This window comes from Halocola ammonii (assembly GCF_049334165.1).
Classification (GTDB): domain Bacteria; phylum Bacteroidota; class Bacteroidia; order Flavobacteriales_D; family Sanyastnellaceae; genus JBEGHD01.
The window spans coordinates 45,751-61,597 of sequence record NZ_JBEGHD010000001.1 but is presented as its reverse complement, the minus strand read 5'-3'; the positions used below and the strand labels follow the sequence as shown (position 1 = coordinate 61,597).

The 15,847-nt window shown below is 45.7% G+C and carries 12 protein-coding genes; 9 read left to right on the top strand and 3 right to left on the bottom strand.

Annotated elements, in window-relative coordinates:
• The 7 genes from ABHV44_RS00240 to ABHV44_RS00210 all read left to right on the top strand — a co-directional run bounded on the left by ABHV44_RS00240 (window position 1) and on the right by ABHV44_RS00210 (window position 7,502).
• Window positions 1–411, top strand: coding sequence for a hypothetical protein (locus ABHV44_RS00240; RefSeq protein ID WP_459072622.1), 411 nt, complete (start codon window positions 1–3; stop codon window positions 409–411).
• Between the two features lie 52 nt (window positions 412–463).
• Window positions 464–850: a hypothetical protein gene (locus ABHV44_RS00235; RefSeq protein ID WP_459072621.1), complete on the top strand. Its 387-nt coding sequence runs from the start codon at window positions 464–466 to the stop codon at window positions 848–850.
• A 10-nt stretch (window positions 851–860) separates the two neighbouring features.
• Window positions 861–1,826, top strand: coding sequence for a TIGR01777 family oxidoreductase (locus ABHV44_RS00230; RefSeq protein WP_459072620.1), 966 nt, complete (start codon window positions 861–863; stop codon window positions 1,824–1,826).
• A gap of 104 nt (window positions 1,827–1,930) precedes the next feature.
• On the top strand, window positions 1,931–2,668 hold the full coding sequence (locus ABHV44_RS00225; RefSeq protein WP_459072619.1) for a queuosine precursor transporter: 738 nt from the start codon (window positions 1,931–1,933) through the stop codon (window positions 2,666–2,668).
• Between the two features lie 88 nt (window positions 2,669–2,756).
• A complete protein-coding gene (locus tag ABHV44_RS00220; RefSeq protein WP_459072618.1) occupies window positions 2,757–5,219 on the top strand; it encodes a protein-disulfide reductase DsbD family protein in 2,463 nt (820 codons plus the stop codon).
• A gap of 136 nt (window positions 5,220–5,355) precedes the next feature.
• Window positions 5,356–5,928 (top strand): D-sedoheptulose 7-phosphate isomerase, encoded by a 573-nt coding sequence (gene lpcA / locus ABHV44_RS00215; protein ID WP_459072617.1) that lies wholly within the window; start codon window positions 5,356–5,358, stop codon window positions 5,926–5,928.
• A gap of 35 nt (window positions 5,929–5,963) precedes the next feature.
• A complete protein-coding gene (locus tag ABHV44_RS00210; RefSeq protein ID WP_459072616.1) occupies window positions 5,964–7,502 on the top strand; it encodes a YifB family Mg chelatase-like AAA ATPase in 1,539 nt (512 codons plus the stop codon).
• A gap of 326 nt (window positions 7,503–7,828) precedes the next feature.
• Here ABHV44_RS00210 and ABHV44_RS00205 read toward each other — a convergent pair whose 3' ends face one another.
• Genes ABHV44_RS00205 through ABHV44_RS00195 form a run of 3 tightly spaced genes read right to left on the bottom strand, consistent with a single transcriptional unit; the run spans window position 7,829 to window position 9,168 of the window.
• Window positions 7,829–8,044 (bottom strand): hypothetical protein, encoded by a 216-nt coding sequence (locus ABHV44_RS00205; RefSeq protein WP_459072615.1) that lies wholly within the window; start codon window positions 8,042–8,044, stop codon window positions 7,829–7,831.
• Between the two features lie 30 nt (window positions 8,045–8,074).
• Window positions 8,075–8,254: a hypothetical protein gene (locus ABHV44_RS00200; RefSeq protein WP_459072614.1), complete on the bottom strand. Its 180-nt coding sequence runs from the start codon at window positions 8,252–8,254 to the stop codon at window positions 8,075–8,077.
• Window positions 8,251–9,168, bottom strand: a complete 918-nt coding sequence (locus ABHV44_RS00195) for a T9SS type A sorting domain-containing protein (RefSeq protein WP_459072613.1) — start codon at window positions 9,166–9,168, stop codon at window positions 8,251–8,253. Before ABHV44_RS00195 ends, ABHV44_RS00200 begins: the two co-directional genes overlap by 4 nt.
• A 324-nt stretch (window positions 9,169–9,492) precedes the next feature.
• On the opposite strand from ABHV44_RS00195, the gene ABHV44_RS00190 reads away from it, so the two are divergent.
• Together ABHV44_RS00190 and ABHV44_RS00185 are read left to right on the top strand one after the other, a co-directional pair.
• Window positions 9,493–14,985 (top strand): choice-of-anchor I family protein, encoded by a 5,493-nt coding sequence (locus tag ABHV44_RS00190; RefSeq protein ID WP_459072612.1) that lies wholly within the window; start codon window positions 9,493–9,495, stop codon window positions 14,983–14,985.
• 91 nt (window positions 14,986–15,076) lie between these two features.
• Window positions 15,077–15,715 carry a hypothetical protein gene (locus ABHV44_RS00185; RefSeq protein WP_459072611.1) on the top strand — a complete coding sequence of 213 codons (639 nt, stop codon included), beginning with the start codon at window positions 15,077–15,079 and terminating at the stop codon, window positions 15,713–15,715.
• The last annotated feature ends 132 nt before the right edge of the window (window positions 15,716–15,847 follow it).

Here is a 15,847-nt window from a genome sequence, read left to right as displayed (position 1 = left end):
ATGAGAAAGTGGGCTATCGTCATACAATCTGTGTTTGTGCTGGGAGTTATCCTCGGCCGATTCATTGAGTTTCCTTACTTATTAATTAGCATTTGGTGGGTGTTGCTTGGCGGGTTTCAGGTTGTTTGGACGATCGTTAGAGCCGGCCGCACTCCAAAGATTCCTTTCAAGGTGGCTTTTATCGTTGTGGCGTTGGCAATGATTTTCATTCCGTTCTTTCCCGCTGTTTGGGCTGGAACTTTTGGCCTTGATTACAAATTGGTCACTAGTATTTTCTTCACAGTGGTTCCGTTGGTTTGCCTGGTAGTCCACCTTGTAGAATGGTTTTCGGTGAAAGAGGAGAAAGAAGAGCTGCCAGAAATGACAGAACCCGATCAGGGCGATTTCATGTTTATCGATGAAGAGGACTAAAAAAATTTGAATATGAACTTTCAAAAAATATTGAAAATAAAAGACAAACATTATGAAACGATTTAATTTCTATTTCCAGCTAGTCGCGGTTGTCACCGTGGCGATTTTATACATCTGGGGAATGCCAGGTCTTGTTGGTCATTTTTTCCTGGGAATTGTTCAGCTTTTAACGGCAATTGTAATACTAATCCAGTATCGCAGCTGGGGGCAAACAATACGAAATGGAATCATTGTCTACTGGGCACTGGTGATTCTCTGTGCACTTTCCTTTTATCTGATTCTCCAGTTGAATTTACTGGGGTTTTGGGCCACAGGCACCATGGTGTTCACTGGCGGAATAGCCATTTATTTCACCTGGCTTTCTTACCAAATTATGCAAGGCGAAACACGGAGGAGGCGCAGAGGCAATTTCAGCATCCTCGATTTTCCAACCGATTAAAACTAAAGTCATGAAAACACATAGAAAGAACAAAGTTGTGATTGCCGGTGGAAGCGGCTTCATGGGTGAGAGTTTTATTCGCCATTTTGGCGACAGGTTCGATGAAGTGGTGGTGCTGACTCGCGGTAATGAAAAAATTGAAGGGAAGGTGAAATTCGTTCATTGGGATGGAAAAACTCCAACTGAATGGACTTCGGAACTGAATGGTGCAGATTTGCTGCTCAATCTCTGTGGGCGCAGTGTCGATTGCCGATACAACGAAAAAAACAAAAAGGAAATTCTCGATTCGCGAATTGACAGCACCACAGCTTTGGGGACGGCCGTGATCATGGCCAGCAACCCACCAAAACTCTGGGTGAACGCTGCCAGTGCCACCATCTATCGCCACGCTGAGGATCGCCCGATGACGGAAGCTGAGGGTGAGATCGGGAATGATTTTAGCGTAGGAGTCTGCAAGAGCTGGGAGAAAACTTTTTGGGATATTCCCGTTCCCGAAACGAGAAAGGTACTTCTCAGAACCGCTCTGGTTCTTGGAGAACGCGGAGGAGTATTCGAGCGTTTGACACAACTCTCAAGGTTTGGATTGGGAGGAGCTCAGGGAAGTGGCAAGCAAATGATGAGTTGGATCCACGAGCGCGATTTTTGCGAAATCGTGATGTTTATGCTTCAGAACGATCACCTCGAAGGAACTTTCAATGCCGCAGCACCTGTGCCTGTCGATAACCGAGACTTCATGCATCAACTCAGAAAATCGCTTCAGGTTCCTTTTGGTCTGCCTGCCACAAATTGGATGGTCGAGATAGGTACTTTTCTGATGCGAACAGAAAGCGAGTTGATTTTGAAAAGTCGATGGGTGCTGCCGGAGAAACTTCAGGAAGCGGGTTACCAGTTTCATTTTCGCGATCTGAAATCTGCATTTGAGCAGCTCACTGATTCCAAAAGAGTTTCTGGAAAACCAGCAGTTTCTGGTTTGTGAAGAAGTCCTAAAATTCAGAATTGAAAACCTAATTAGATTCCAATTGTAGAATGGAAATTATATTCACGCTTTGAATAGAAGCTGATCACAAATGAAATAGTGAATTGAACAGCAAAGAAATTCTCGACAAGGAAAATACGGACAACTCTAAGGAGCCTTCAAAAAAGAAATCGGGCTTTGTGCTATATCTCACGTTGGCTGGGCTTTTTATTGCTAGCCTTGTCACCTGCAATTTGATTTTCGCCAAGTTCTTTTATTGGCAGCCGATCGGTGAAATCGATTTTATCTTCGAGTTAAGTGTAGGCATTTTGCCCTATCCGATCACTTTTTTGATAACCGACTTGATCTCCGAGCTTTTCGGTAGAAAACGCGCTAATCAAGTGGTGATGTCCGGACTGATTGCGAGTATCTTTACTTACCTGATTGTAATCGTTGCGGATGCCGTGCCCGCAACTGACTATTCGCCTGTAACTGACAGTCAGTTTACCAATGTTTTCGGAAGGACGGGCATTGCCGTTTTAGCTTCGATGCTCGCTTACCTCGGGGCTCAATTTGTCGATATCCGCATTTTTCACTTTTGGAAAAACCTCACTAACGGAAAACACCTCTGGTTGAGAAACAATTTTTCAACGGTCTTTTCTCAATTCATTGACACTTCCATAGTCCTGATTTTACTTTGCCTGGCCGGAGCCATTCCCTGGGATAAGTTCTGGATGCTTCTGCTCAATGGCTTTTTGTTTAAAGTTCTCGTAGCATTACTCGATACTCCAATCTTTTACCTTACTTCGTGGTGGGCGCGAAAACACTTCAACCTGAAGATGGGCCAGGAGATAGAGCTCTAGGTGGTTAGGTGTCCAATTTTAAGAGGTAAAATAAAATGCCACTAGAAACGTATTGGCTATTTTTGAAGCTGATAAAACCGAAAGGACTATGTTGAGATTCAAAGCAAAAAAATCATTCTTGTTTTCCTTTTTTCTGTTTTTCGCAGGTTCACTGCTTGCGCAAATTGAAAATCCGGTAACCTGGGAGGTAAGCCTCGAAGAACTCGAAGGCAACAAGGTGGAAGTTGTCGCAAAAGCCACCGTTGAAGAAGGATGGCACATATACGGTCTCGAAGCAACTCCCGATCCGGACGACATGGGACCGCTTCCCACTCAGTTTGTTTTCGAAGAGAGTAACGATTATGAGATTATTGAAAAGCCAACAAGTTCAGAGTTTGTCACTGAGTACGATCCCATCTTCGAAATCGATGTAAACTATTTCGATGGCGATGCTACATTCCGCCAGGTGGTGGATCTGCAAAGCACCGAAGGAGTGCAGGTAGAAGGCCACATCGAGGGAATGGTGTGTAACGAAGAAAAGTGCATCATGCTCGATCCATATCGTTTTTCCCTGCCAGCTAACGGAGGCGAAAAAAGCAAAGAGGACGATGGAATTCAGGAACCGGTGAAATGGTCAGTATCTTCGGCCAAAACTGGTGGAGATGAATATACGATCACAGTAAAAGCCAGCATCGATGAAGGATGGCATCTCTACTCGCAAAAATTGCCGAGCGATCAGGGGCCTGTGCCCACCGAGCTTTTGCTCGACACGCTCGAAGGAATGGAGTTCATCGGAGGGTTCTCTGAGCCCGAGCCACATCTCGAGTACGATCCCAATTTTATGATGGACCTCAGCTTTTTTGAAGGTGAGGTGGCGTTCCGTCAAAAAGTGAAAGTTCCGGAAGGCACTAATAAAATTGAAGGTTCGGTTTATTACATGGTGTGCAACGATAAAATGTGCTTGCCTCCAACACTCGAAGAATTTTACGTGAATCTCAATTCTGGAGAAGGTGGCCTCGCCCGCGAAGAGTTCGACAATACACCAACTGGGCCGGCAAGTTTCGAATACCTCCGCAGCGCAATCGATTTGAAGGAGCCGGTAGTGGAAGCCGGTGAGTGTTCCGGAGTTACTAAAACCACAGAAACTGATGAGAACACAGGTCTCTTAAATCTTTTTATGCTCGGCTTTTTTGGAGGGCTACTAGCACTTTTGACTCCTTGTGTTTTCCCGATGATCCCACTCACTGTGAGCTTCTTCACTAAAGGTTCTGGTAGTAGAAAAAAAGGTCTTTTGAGAGCTGGAACTTACGGGCTGTTCATCTTTTTGATCTACCTAATTCTCTCCATTCCTTTTCACTTGCTGGACCAAATCGATGAAAACATACTAAACACGATTTCCACAGATCCGATTTTGAACGTGATTTTCTTCGCGATCTTCATCGTGTTTGCGATTTCATTCTTCGGATACTTTGAAATCACCATCCCGAGCAAGTTTGCCAACAGAGCCGACTCTGCCTCAAACACAGGTGGACTTGTGGGAACATTCTTCATGGCACTGACTTTAGCCATTGTCTCGTTTTCATGCACTGGCCCGATTCTCGGTTCGTTGCTCGCAGGGTCGCTTACCAGCAGCGGTGGAGCCATGCAGCTCACCGCGGGAATGGGAGGTTTTGGATTTGCTCTCGGAATTCCGTTTGCCATTTTTGCTGCCTTCCCGGGAATGCTAAACTCACTTCCAAAATCTGGCGGTTGGCTAAACACGGTGAAAGTGGTGCTCGGTTTTGCTGAGCTTGCCCTGGCTTTGAAATTTCTCAGTAATGCCGACCTCGTTGAGCACTGGGGAATCCTGAAAATCGAAGTCTTCCTCGGCTTGTGGATTATCATCTTTGCACTGATGGGTCTCTACATTTTTGGAGTGATAAAATTTCCTCACGACAGTCCCCTTAAAAAACTGTCGTTCTCTAGAATTTCCTTCGGGATTTTGATTTTCGCTTTTGTGGCCTACCTGGCCTCAGGTTTCCGCTACAACGATAAAACAGAGAGCTTCACAACGCTGGGGCTGCTCAGTGGTTTGGCTCCACCGGTGGGCTATAGTATAGTTTATCCAAAAGACTGCCCGCTCATGCTTGATTGCGAAAAAGACTACATGATGGCGCTCGAAAGAGCTAAGCGCGAGAACAAACCGATCATGGTTGACTTCACAGGCTACGCCTGCGTGAACTGCCGAAAAATGGAAGAAAACGTCTGGGACAAACCCGGAGTTTACGACATGCTGAAGGACGACTACATTGTGGTTTCACTCTACGTGGACGACAGGAAGGAACTTCCCGATGCCAAGAAAGATACCATCAAGATGGAGCGAACTGGCAATACCAAAATCATTGAAACATATGGTGACAAGTGGTCGGCTTTCGAGATCGAAACGTTCAACTCCAACTCACAGCCATTCTACGCTTTGATTTCTCCTGACGAAGTGCTGCTCAACAAACCAGTGGGCTACACTCCCGATGTGGAAGAGTACGAGGCATGGCTTCGCTGCGGTCTCAATGCTTACGATAAGGTGAAGGAGTGAAGTTTAATTTCGGATGGGCTGAATCATTGACTCTGATTTTGATCTGTTGATTGAATTTTGGTTTTCGAGAGATCCCGAATCCGAAAGGTAGAATTTGTTTTATTTTCCCATCTTAGCTTTTCAAAACCATCGCTGAATGTCACAAGGGATCAGAAAACATTTTGAAGAAGCGCAGCAATTGATTGCGAAGTTCAATTCTGATGAATCGAATTTTGAGAAAATCGAAGCTGCCGGAAAGCTGATGGTGGATTCTCTGAGAAGTGGTGGTAAAATTATTTCCTGCGGAAACGGTGGTTCCATGTGCGATGCCATGCATTTTGCCGAGGAGCTAACCGGACGCTACCGCGACAACCGATCTTCGATTGCAGCACTTTCCATTTCCGATCCTTCGCACATCAGTTGTGTGGGAAACGACTATGGTTTTGAATTCATTTTTTCGCGCTATCTTGAAGGCGTTGGAAGAGAGGGGGATGTGCTTTTGGGCATCAGCACCAGCGGAAATTCTGCCAACGTGCTGGAAGCTGCAAAAGTGGCTAAAGACAAAGGAATAAAAGTCGTAGGCCTCACCGGCAAAGACGGTGGAAAACTCGCACCACTTTGCGATGCTGAAGTACGCGTGCCGTGGTCGGGCTATGCCGACCGAATTCAGGAAGTACACATTAAAGTGATTCACTCCCTGATTGATTACATAGAAGAGCACCTGGGCTAGCGGTCCGACTCTTCTTTTTTTAAACACCTTAACAAATGCTAGTAAAGACCTATGGATCTGCCGTTTTTGGCATTTCTGCTACAACCGTAACGATAGAAGTTAACATCGACAAGGGCATCAACTTTTTGCTGGTCGGCCTGCCCGACAGTGCCGTGAAAGAAAGCCAGCAGAGAATTGCCGCAGCACTCAGCAACACCGGTTATTCACTCCCCGGAAAAGCCATCACCATCAACATGGCTCCAGCCGACATCCGGAAAGAAGGTTCTGCCTACGACTTACCACTGGCCGTTGGGATTTTGGCTGCATCAGAGCAGATGACTGCCAATGGGCTGGATGAATTTATCATCATGGGTGAGCTTTCGCTTGATGGCAGTTTGCGTCCGATAAAAGGAGTCTTGCCGATTGCAGTTCAGGCGCGAGAGGAAGGTTTTAAAGGGATGATCGTCCCGGCTGGAAATGCACGAGAAGCTGCAATCGTAGACAATCTCGAAGTTTACGGAGTAGAGAATATTTCTGAAGTGATCGACTTTTTTGAAGGCAAGGGCGAAGTAGAGCGAACGATAGTAAACACCCGTGAGGAATTCTACATGCGGCTCAACGAATTCCCCGTTGATTTTGCCGATGTCAAAGGACAGGAGAACATCAAGCGAGCTTTTGAAATTGCTGCAGCCGGTGGTCACAACGTGATTTTGATCGGGCCTCCAGGAGCTGGAAAAACAATGCTAGCCAAAAGACTTCCGACTATTCTTCCACCACTTTCATTGCACGAAGCGCTGGAAACCACAAAAATCCACTCCGTTGCTGGTAGGATGAAGCGAGAGAATGCGTTGATTTCTGTCCGGCCTTTTAGATCTCCTCACCACACAATTTCGGATGTCGCTTTAGTTGGAGGTGGTGGCTATCCGCAGCCGGGAGAAATTTCACTGGCTCACAATGGAGTTTTGTTTTTGGATGAGTTGCCGGAATTCAAAAGAGCAGTTTTGGAAGTGATGCGCCAGCCGGTGGAAGATCGCGTTGTCACAATTTCGCGGGCGAAGTTCACGGTGGAGTACCCGGCCAGCTTTATGCTCGTTGCTGCGATGAATCCCTGCCCATGTGGCTACTACAACCATCCAGAGAAAGAATGCGTTTGCGCACCGGGAGTAGTGCAGAAATACCTGAACAAAATCAGCGGCCCGCTGCTCGACAGGATCGACATCCACATTGAAGTCACTCCAGTGAGCTACGATGAACTAACGGATAAAAAGGAATACGAAAAAAGCGACAGCATTCGCCAGCGAGTTGAAAAAGCCAGAGAGGTGCAGGAGAAGCGTTTTGCCGAAAACGAGGACATCCACTGCAACGCACAGATGGCAACGAGGGAGTTGAAGAAGATTTGCCAGATCGATGCTGCTGGAAATCAGCTTTTGAAAACAGCAATGGATCGATTGAATCTTTCTGCTCGAGCTTACGACAGGATCGTGAAAGTCAGCAGAACTATTGCCGACCTGGCCGGAAGTGAAGAAATTTTACCGGAGCATTTGGCAGAGGCTATTCAATACAGAAGTTTGGACCGGGAGAACTGGGCTGGGTGATAAATACTGTCAATCTGGAATCATTTGTGCCGGATCCATTGAAGTTGGAAAAAAGTCAGTAATGACCACAGTTGAGTTTTCTTCGTCAATAAAATAAAGAATTTTGATTTCAAATATTCTGGATTCGCGGTGTAACAAATACCTAAATATCCTTTTTGAATTAACAATTTGAGGCTCTATTGAACCGCGTTTAGGAAGGTTCTTCAATGACTCTAGAACTCGACCAATTGATTGGTCAATTGAGTTCGCCCTTTGATGTGAGAAATATTTGAATAGATATTCAAGGATCCTTGATTCGTAGATTCTCCTGGCAGTTTTAGAAATAACTACTCTGTATATCTCTTTTTCAGCCAAGCTTTATTTTTTCTAGTGAATTCTTCTAGAGTTTCAAAATCACCATTTTCGTAATCCCTGATTGATTCATTCGCATGTTGTTCCATTTCTGCTTGCCCAAGCAATTGCTCAACTTGTTCAAGAACAGAGGAGTTTTGAACGTGCATCAAACGCTGAATGAGACTGAGTTTTTTCTCTGATATGCTCATATTTCAAATTTAGTGAATTATCAGGTTCATTCAGTCACCCAAATTCCTGATCAACTTAATCCCAGATACGAAAAAGATAAATCCTATTATTCCGAAAACGAGGAGTCTTTTCCAGTCGTAGTCGTTTCCGATGAAGAGAAATGCCGAGTAGATTAACCCAGCAACTCCGAGCAGTGTGAGTAGCGCGCCAAAAATCGATTTTAGTTTCATGGGCTGAAAATAGAAATATTTCCAGTCTTAAGGATTTCAGAACTCGAGTTGATTTGATAGACGTACTGTCCGGTAGCGAGATTTGGAAGTGACATGCTGCTGTTAGAGCTTCGGATTTCTTCTTCCCAAACCCTTTTTCCATTCAGATTATAAAGTATGAATCGCGCTGCCGGGAGCGCAGTGCTCGCTTCGATTTTTATTAACTGATTTTGACTACTGACTAGAGTTGGGTAAACGTTTATTTCGGTGTCTTTCTCAGATTCTTCAACTCCGATTGGCATTACGTTCACAAATTGAAACACTCCTCCCTGAACACTGCATCCGAAATTATCCCAAACGGAGCAGTAGTAGGCCACATCCTGATCGGGAGTGGCGAACGGTTGAATCGCATTGACATCGATTAAACCTGTAGACGGCTGCCACAACACTGAGTCGATAAAAGTCTCTTCGGAAGTGGTAGAAACGTTTGGCGATTCGAGTTGAATAGTGTCATTTACAGTGATGCTGTAAATTGTTTGCCCTAGGTGCTGTCCAAATTCCGATGTGGTTAGAATCATTGAATCTGTGCAAGTAGAGCCTTCAGCATCTGTCACCGTCAGAATAAACTCCATCTCAAATCCCCAGTTGTCTTCTACTTCTGGATTAGCCAATGTGGTGTCGCTCAAAAAATGTGACGCGTAAAAAGCGAGATCGCTTCCATCGGGTGAAATTGGCTCAATAGACCACGAATACAAATATGGAGTCTGGCCTCCGATAGCAGCTGGTTCGCCACCAAGAAGGATGGTTTCACCGGTTTCTTCAATCGGTTTACACCAATGCTGATCGGGTCCGGCATCGGCAGTACATTGAGCCCGTAGAAGTGAGGGATTCAAAACAATCAAAATGAAAATTGCAGTAAAGTAGAAAGCTTTCATAATAAGTAGTTTAATGATTGGTAGAAAGTTAAAAACTATCGCTCAGGTTAAGTCTGCATAAATCGATTTGTCTTGAAAACCTATTCCCTTTGTAAACAGCAGAACCGAAATGGCTGTGGGAAATTCCATTCTTAATAATTCGTCAGCTCAATCTTAACTCAACATTTCCACTTGCGTTGATTCAACGGCTTTCGCTTCCGATTTTCAACATTCGATAAAACCAGCTTAAAATCATTCAGATAAGGTGAGAGTAGTTTCGCAGAACAAACCAAATTAATTCCCTTGATCATGTGTAAAAACAATTACCTAAAAAGCTTTTTCACCATGCTGCTAGCGGCTGCCTTTTCCGCTACAGCCATGGCTCAGGCGCCCGTGCTGGAACATGTCTCCAGCTACCAAACCGGGGTGTTTGACGAAGGCGCTGCAGAAATTGCCGGCTACGATGCCGTCTCTCAGCGAATCTTCTTTACCAATGCCGATGCAAACACAATAGATGTGTTGGACGCTTCGGATATTTCTAACCTTACCTTACTTTATTCTATTGATCTCTCAGCTTACGGTGCAGGAATCAACAGCCTTGTGGTTTTGGACGGCCACATTGCGGCTGCCGTTGAAGCTGATCCCAAACAGGATCCAGGATCGGTCGTGATTTTCGACATCGATGGAAACTTTGTCAGCTCGGTGACTGCGGGTGCTCTGCCTGACATGGTTACTGTAACTCCTGATGGAACAAAACTAATTGTCGCCAATGAAGGCGAGCCAAACGATGATTACGATGTGGATCCGGAAGGAACCATTTCGGTAATTGACATTACAGGTGGATTTGCTTCTCTGACTGACGCAAACGTCACTACCCTTAACTTCAATGCTTATGACGGACAGGAACTCCCGGGGGTTAGAATTTTTGGCCCGGGAGCTACTGTTTCTCAGGACCTCGAGCCCGAGTACGTAGCTGTTGCTCCTGACTCTGAAACGGCCTACGTAGTTTGCCAGGAAAACAACGCCATCGCTGTTGTTGATCTGGTAAATCTCGAAATTGTGGATGTTGTCGCTCTTGGCACAAAAGACTACAGCCTTCCTGAAAACGCAATTGATGCCAGTAACGATGACGATGAAATCAACATCACCACCTGGCCTGTGAAAAGCTTTTACATGCCGGACGCAATAAAAGCGCTGGAAATCAACGGACAAACCTACATCATCACTGCCAACGAAGGTGATGCTCGTGATTACGATGGCTACTCCGAAGAAGACAGAGTGAAAGATCTCGTTCTCGACCCAACCGTTTTTCCAAATGCTGAATGGCTGCAGGAAGATGAAAACCTCGGTCGCTTGAACATCACTAATTCAATCGGTGATATTGACAACGATGGTGATTTTGATGAAATCTACGGATATGGAGCCCGCTCTTTTTCAGTGTGGGATGCTTCTGGAAACCTTGTTTGGGACAGCGGAAGTCAGTTTGAGCAAATCATAGCCAACCAGTATCCAAACGATTTTAACTCCAACAACGATGAAAACGATTCTTTCGATGCTCGTTCTGACGACAAAGGTCCGGAGCCGGAAGCCATTGAATACGGAACGTTGAATGGTGTTACTTACGCTTTCATCGGACTGGAAAGAATGGGTGGGATTATGATGTACGATCTTTCTAATCCATCGAATCCTGAATTCGTTCAATACGTTAACAACAGAGATTTCTCAGGAGATGCCGAAGCGGGAACTGCTGGTGACCTCGGAGTAGAAGATTTGACTTTTGTTCCTGCCGAAGACAGCCCAAGCGGAAATGCGCTTTTGATCAGCTCGAACGAAGTTTCGGGAACTGTTTCTGTGTTCCAGTTCTCTTCAGAGCCTTACACTCTTCAGATTCTTCACGCATCCGACCTCGAAGGTGGAGTTGACGCAATCGAAAGAGCGCCAAACTTCGCTGCCATTGTTGATCACCTCGAAGACACTTATGAAAATTCCGTTACACTTTCTGCCGGTGACAATTACATCCCGGGACCATTTTTCAATGCTTCTGCAGACGGGTCGATGAGACCGATTTTTCAGGATGTCTACCAGGATCTTTACGGAGAACCAGATCTCGACAATATTCGCGAAGGTGGAGGAAGAGCGGACATCTCGATCATGAACATTATCGGGTTTGATGCTTCAGCCCTCGGTAACCACGAGTTTGATGCTACCACTGATGCAGTGAACGGAATTATCGCTCCAAACATCACCGGTGGTTCTCTTTCTGACGTTCGCTGGCTGGGAGCTCAGTTTCCTTACCTCAGCGCCAACCTCGACTTCTCAAACGATGGAAACCTAAACTACCTGTTCACAGACGAACTTCTGTTGAACACAGAGTTCCAATCGCTGATTGGCGAATTGGATGCCGCTGCCAATGCTCCGAAACTAGCTCCTGCCACTTTGATTGAAGAAGGTGGAGAACTGATCGGTGTAGTCGGTGCTACAACTCAGCTGCTTGCTTCAATTTCTTCACCGGGAAACACGGAAGTGATCACAGGTGGATCAAACGACATGGTTGCGCTTGCTGCAGTTCTTCAGCCGGTTATCGATGATTTGATGGCTGCCGGATCTAACAAAATTATCCTCGTTTCTCACCTCCAGCAAATCGCCCTCGAAGAAGAGCTTGCTACCTTGCTAAACGGAGTAGACGTAATCGTTGCCGGTGGTTCCGACACTATTCTCGCTAACGATGACGACAGACTTTTGAGCGGATCTGAAGCTGATGCTGATTATCCGGTTGTGACTTCAAATGCTGACGGAGACCCAACTTTGATTGTGAGTACCGATGGTGAGTACAGCTATGTTGGCCGCCTCGTTGTAAACTTCAACGAAGCCGGAGTTGTGTTGCCACAGTTCCTCAGCAGCACAATCAATGGACCTTACATTGCCGACATGGAAATGGTGGAAGAACTTTGGAATGGCGAAGATGCTTTCGCAGAAAACTCAAAAGGGGAGCTCGTTTCAAGATTGACCAGTGCTGTGCAGGATGTGGTTATCGCCAAAGACGGAAATGTGTTTGGAAGAACCGCTGTTTACCTTGACGGAAGACGTTCTGAAGTTAGAACCGAAGAAACCAACCTTGGAGACATCACCGCAGACGCCAACCTTTGGGTGGCTCAGCAGTTCGATTCTGAAGTAATGGTTTCGATCAAAAACGGTGGAGGAATCAGAGCTGCAATCGGACAGGTTGTGGAAGTTGCTCCAGGAGTTTACGACTTCCTTCCACCACAGGCCAACCCACTTTCAGGAAAAGAAGAGCAAGAAGTTTCTCAACTCGACATCGAAAACTCACTTCGCTTCAACAACCGTTTGACAATTCTTTCACTTTCCGCCAGCGACCTGAAGGAAGTGATGGAATACGGATTCTCGTCTGTTGCTCCGGGAGCTACTCCTGGATCTTTCCCGCAGATTTCCGGAATGCATATCGTTTACAACCCTGAAGCTCCGGCTGGAGACAGAATCTTCACACTACAGATTGTTGATGGAAACGGAAACGTTCTTGACACAGTAGCTTCTGGTGGAGAGCTCGTTGGCGATCCCGACAGAGAAATCAAAACAGTGACTTTGAACTTCCTCGCAGGTGGAGGTGACGGATATCCGTTTGATTCACTTGGCGAAAACCCAATCGCTCTTGAAGAGCAGGGACTGGAAGAAGGTGTTGCCACTTTTGCTGAAGCTGGATCTGAGCAAGATGCAATGGCAGAATACCTCGCTGAGTTCTTCGCAGTTGACCCTTACAATCAGGAAGAAACAGCTCCTGAAAATGACACCAGAATCAAAACGCTTCAGGATGCACTTGGTTGCGATGTTGTAGCCAGCCTTCCACTGATCGATGGTTTTGAAAATGGATTCGAAAACTGGATGAACGTTGAAGGTGACGATTTCGACTGGTCGACTCGCTCCACTCAAACACCATCTTACTACACCGGGCCAGAAGAAGCTTTCGAAGGAGACTATTACTTCTACATCGAATCTTCATCCCCAAACAGCCCGATGAAAACTGCTGAGATTGTTTCTCCATGCATCGACCTGAACGGAGCGGATATGCCTTACGCCAACTTCCATTACCACATGTTTGGTGACAACATCGGAACGCTTTCTCTTGAAGCTTCTCTCGATGGAAACACCTATGAAACACTTTGGACACTTGATGGTGAGCAAGGTGAAGAGTGGATGATGGCTTCGGTAAATCTCGAAGATTACATTGGATCGACTGTGAAACTGAGATTCTCAGCCACCACAGGTATGTCGTGGAAAGGTGACATTGCAATCGATGCGTTCGAACTGATCGAAGCTACGCCTGGATGTACAGACGAAACTGCCTGCAACTACGATGCTGAAGCAGACGCCAACGATGGCTCTTGCGAGTATCTTTCTTGCAGCGACTGCCTCGATATTGCAACACTTCCTTTGAATGCCGATTTCGAAACTGACCTCGGTGGATGGGAACCAGCAGAAGGAAACGACCTTGAGTGGACTTTGAACTCTGGTTCAACTCCATCTTACGCCACCGGGCCTTCTGAAGCATTCGAGCAAAACAGCTACGCTTACCTCGAAGCTTCTTTCAACGGATCTCCTGACAAATCAGCGAGCATCGTTTCGCCTTGTATCGACCTAACAGATGCAACTGCTCCTTACCTTAGCTTTGCTTACCACATGTACGGTTCGCAGGTTGGAAGTCTTGCCATCGAAGTTTCAACCGGAGGTGAATTCATGACTGTGTGGTCACTTGAAGGAAACCAGGGAGACGAGTGGATGACAGCAGAGCTAGAACTTTCTGAATACATCGGACAGTCGGTTCAGTTGAGAATCACCGGAACCACGGGAACGACCTACAGCAGTGACATCGCCATCGATGCGGTTTCCGTTTTCGAAGGAGTTTTCGGATGTACGGATGAAACAGCTTGCAACTACAACGAAGATGCTACTTTGAGTGACAATTCTTGTGATTACTTCTCTTGCGCAGATTGCGAAGAAGTTGACACAGAAGCTTATCAGCAAGGATTCGAGGACGGAACAGACGACTGGACTCAGGAATCTGAAGACGACCTCGACTGGACTTTGAACGTAGGAAACACTCCTTCTTTCGGAACCGGACCGCAGATGGCTTCTGAAGAGGATTTCTACCTGTTCGTTGAGTCTTCTTATCCAAGCTACGGTGGGCAGGAAGCGATTCTTCAGTCACCTTGCTTCGAGCTTGCTGAAGGAAGCCAGTACGGAGTTTCCTTCGACTACCACATGTACGGAAGTACAATGGGAACTCTCGAGCTTCAGATCTCTGACGATGAAGTGAACTGGACAAGCATCTGGTCACTTTCGGGAGATCAGGGCAATGCATGGAAAACAGCCCAGGTTGATGTTTCTGAATACGCTCCGTCAAGCGTGAAATTCCGCTTTGTGGCAACCACAGGATCGAGCTACTTCAGTGATGTTGCAATCGATGCATTCAACCTCGAGTCTACCACTCCTGCAGAAGTTGCGGATGCTGGAACTGAAAACAACGAAGCAGAGACAACAACGCTTGGACTGAACGATGCACTTGATAAGGAAAACAGCTTCAAGCTTTATCCTAACCCAACTCGCGAGATCGTGAATTTCGAGATCGAAGTGGCACAAGAAGAGCAGGTTGTTCTTTACCTGATGGATCTTTCAGGAAAGCTGATCAAAACAGAGCAGATGACTTTGAACGCTGGAAACCAGCAGATCGTTTACAACGTGTCTGACCTTCCGGCAGGATTCTACAACTTGCGAATTCAGGGAGCTGACTACGCACTAAACGCTAAGCTCGTTATCAACCGATAACAGCCGAAGCGACCAAATAAATACAGCCAGAAAGCGGCCTGCTCTTGTTTGAGAGAGCGGGCCGCTTTTGGTTTTAGTATTTTTACGAACGATGAAAATTGACCAGCAGATAATTGATGATTTGTGCGAGGAAATTGAAATACAGTGGAATTGCCATGTAATGACAAGGGCTGTATTCTATTCAAAATTTCCAGAGAAAAACGAGTTTACCAGTCCAACTTTTCATAGGGATGCTGGGATTGCATTTAGAGTAAAAATCCTGAAGCCAAACACCAATGAATTTCAAAAGTCCGCACATAGAGTGGCGGTCTGGCTAAATCAAAATTATATAATCCGACTCTATGGGATCTTAGATGGCAAACAACTTATTAAGTATGGTAAGCTTCATCATATCAAGGTGTTTCAATTGGTGAGGTTGATGAGAAATAATATCGGTGCACATTCATCGGGTAAGAAGGTATCGGCTAAAAGAAGGGGTGAACTGAGAAAAGCTACTAAACTTATTAATGAACTTACTGACAGAAATATTTCTCTTAATGAAGTTTCGAATTATACCCTTTCGATAGATTCGGTTTTAAAGCCTATCAAGGATCAAGTTTGCGAAGAGATTAGAAAACTTCAGGGGAAACAAATCGAGTTTAAAAGTAGCTTGAAAGACCAAAGAAAGAAGATCAAGAAGGAGGTACAGATATTCATGAAAATGCTACTTCAAAAACAGAAACCTACTTGAACTTACTCTGTCGAAGGTTTCGAATCCTTTGAAAAGCATCCTCCACAGAGAGAAGTTCACTTTCACCAGTTAATCGGCTTGCTCTTCTTTTATCGAGCATTTTAATTTCACTTTTTGTGAAGCCATCTTCAT

Bases quoted from the DNA above. Each gene is read 5' to 3' on its own strand.
- ABHV44_RS00200 (WP_459072614.1), bottom strand. From the start codon at position 8,254: ATGAAACTAAAATCGATTTTTGGCGCGCTACTCACACTGCTCGGAGTT.
- ABHV44_RS00190 (WP_459072612.1), top strand. From the start codon at position 9,493: ATGCTGCTAGCGGCTGCCTTTTCCGCTACAGCCATGGCTCAGGCGCCC.
- ABHV44_RS00210 (WP_459072616.1), top strand. From the start codon at position 5,964: ATGCTAGTAAAGACCTATGGATCTGCCGTTTTTGGCATTTCTGCTACA.
- ABHV44_RS00220 (WP_459072618.1), top strand. From the start codon at position 2,757: ATGTTGAGATTCAAAGCAAAAAAATCATTCTTGTTTTCCTTTTTTCTG.
- ABHV44_RS00235 (WP_459072621.1), top strand. From the start codon at position 464: ATGAAACGATTTAATTTCTATTTCCAGCTAGTCGCGGTTGTCACCGTG.
- ABHV44_RS00240 (WP_459072622.1), top strand. From the start codon at position 1: ATGAGAAAGTGGGCTATCGTCATACAATCTGTGTTTGTGCTGGGAGTT.
- ABHV44_RS00185 (WP_459072611.1), top strand. From the start codon at position 15,077: ATGAAAATTGACCAGCAGATAATTGATGATTTGTGCGAGGAAATTGAA.
- ABHV44_RS00195 (WP_459072613.1), bottom strand. From the start codon at position 9,168: ATGAAAGCTTTCTACTTTACTGCAATTTTCATTTTGATTGTTTTGAAT.
- lpcA (WP_459072617.1), top strand. From the start codon at position 5,356: ATGTCACAAGGGATCAGAAAACATTTTGAAGAAGCGCAGCAATTGATT.
- ABHV44_RS00230 (WP_459072620.1), top strand. From the start codon at position 861: ATGAAAACACATAGAAAGAACAAAGTTGTGATTGCCGGTGGAAGCGGC.
- ABHV44_RS00205 (WP_459072615.1), bottom strand. From the start codon at position 8,044: ATGAGCATATCAGAGAAAAAACTCAGTCTCATTCAGCGTTTGATGCAC.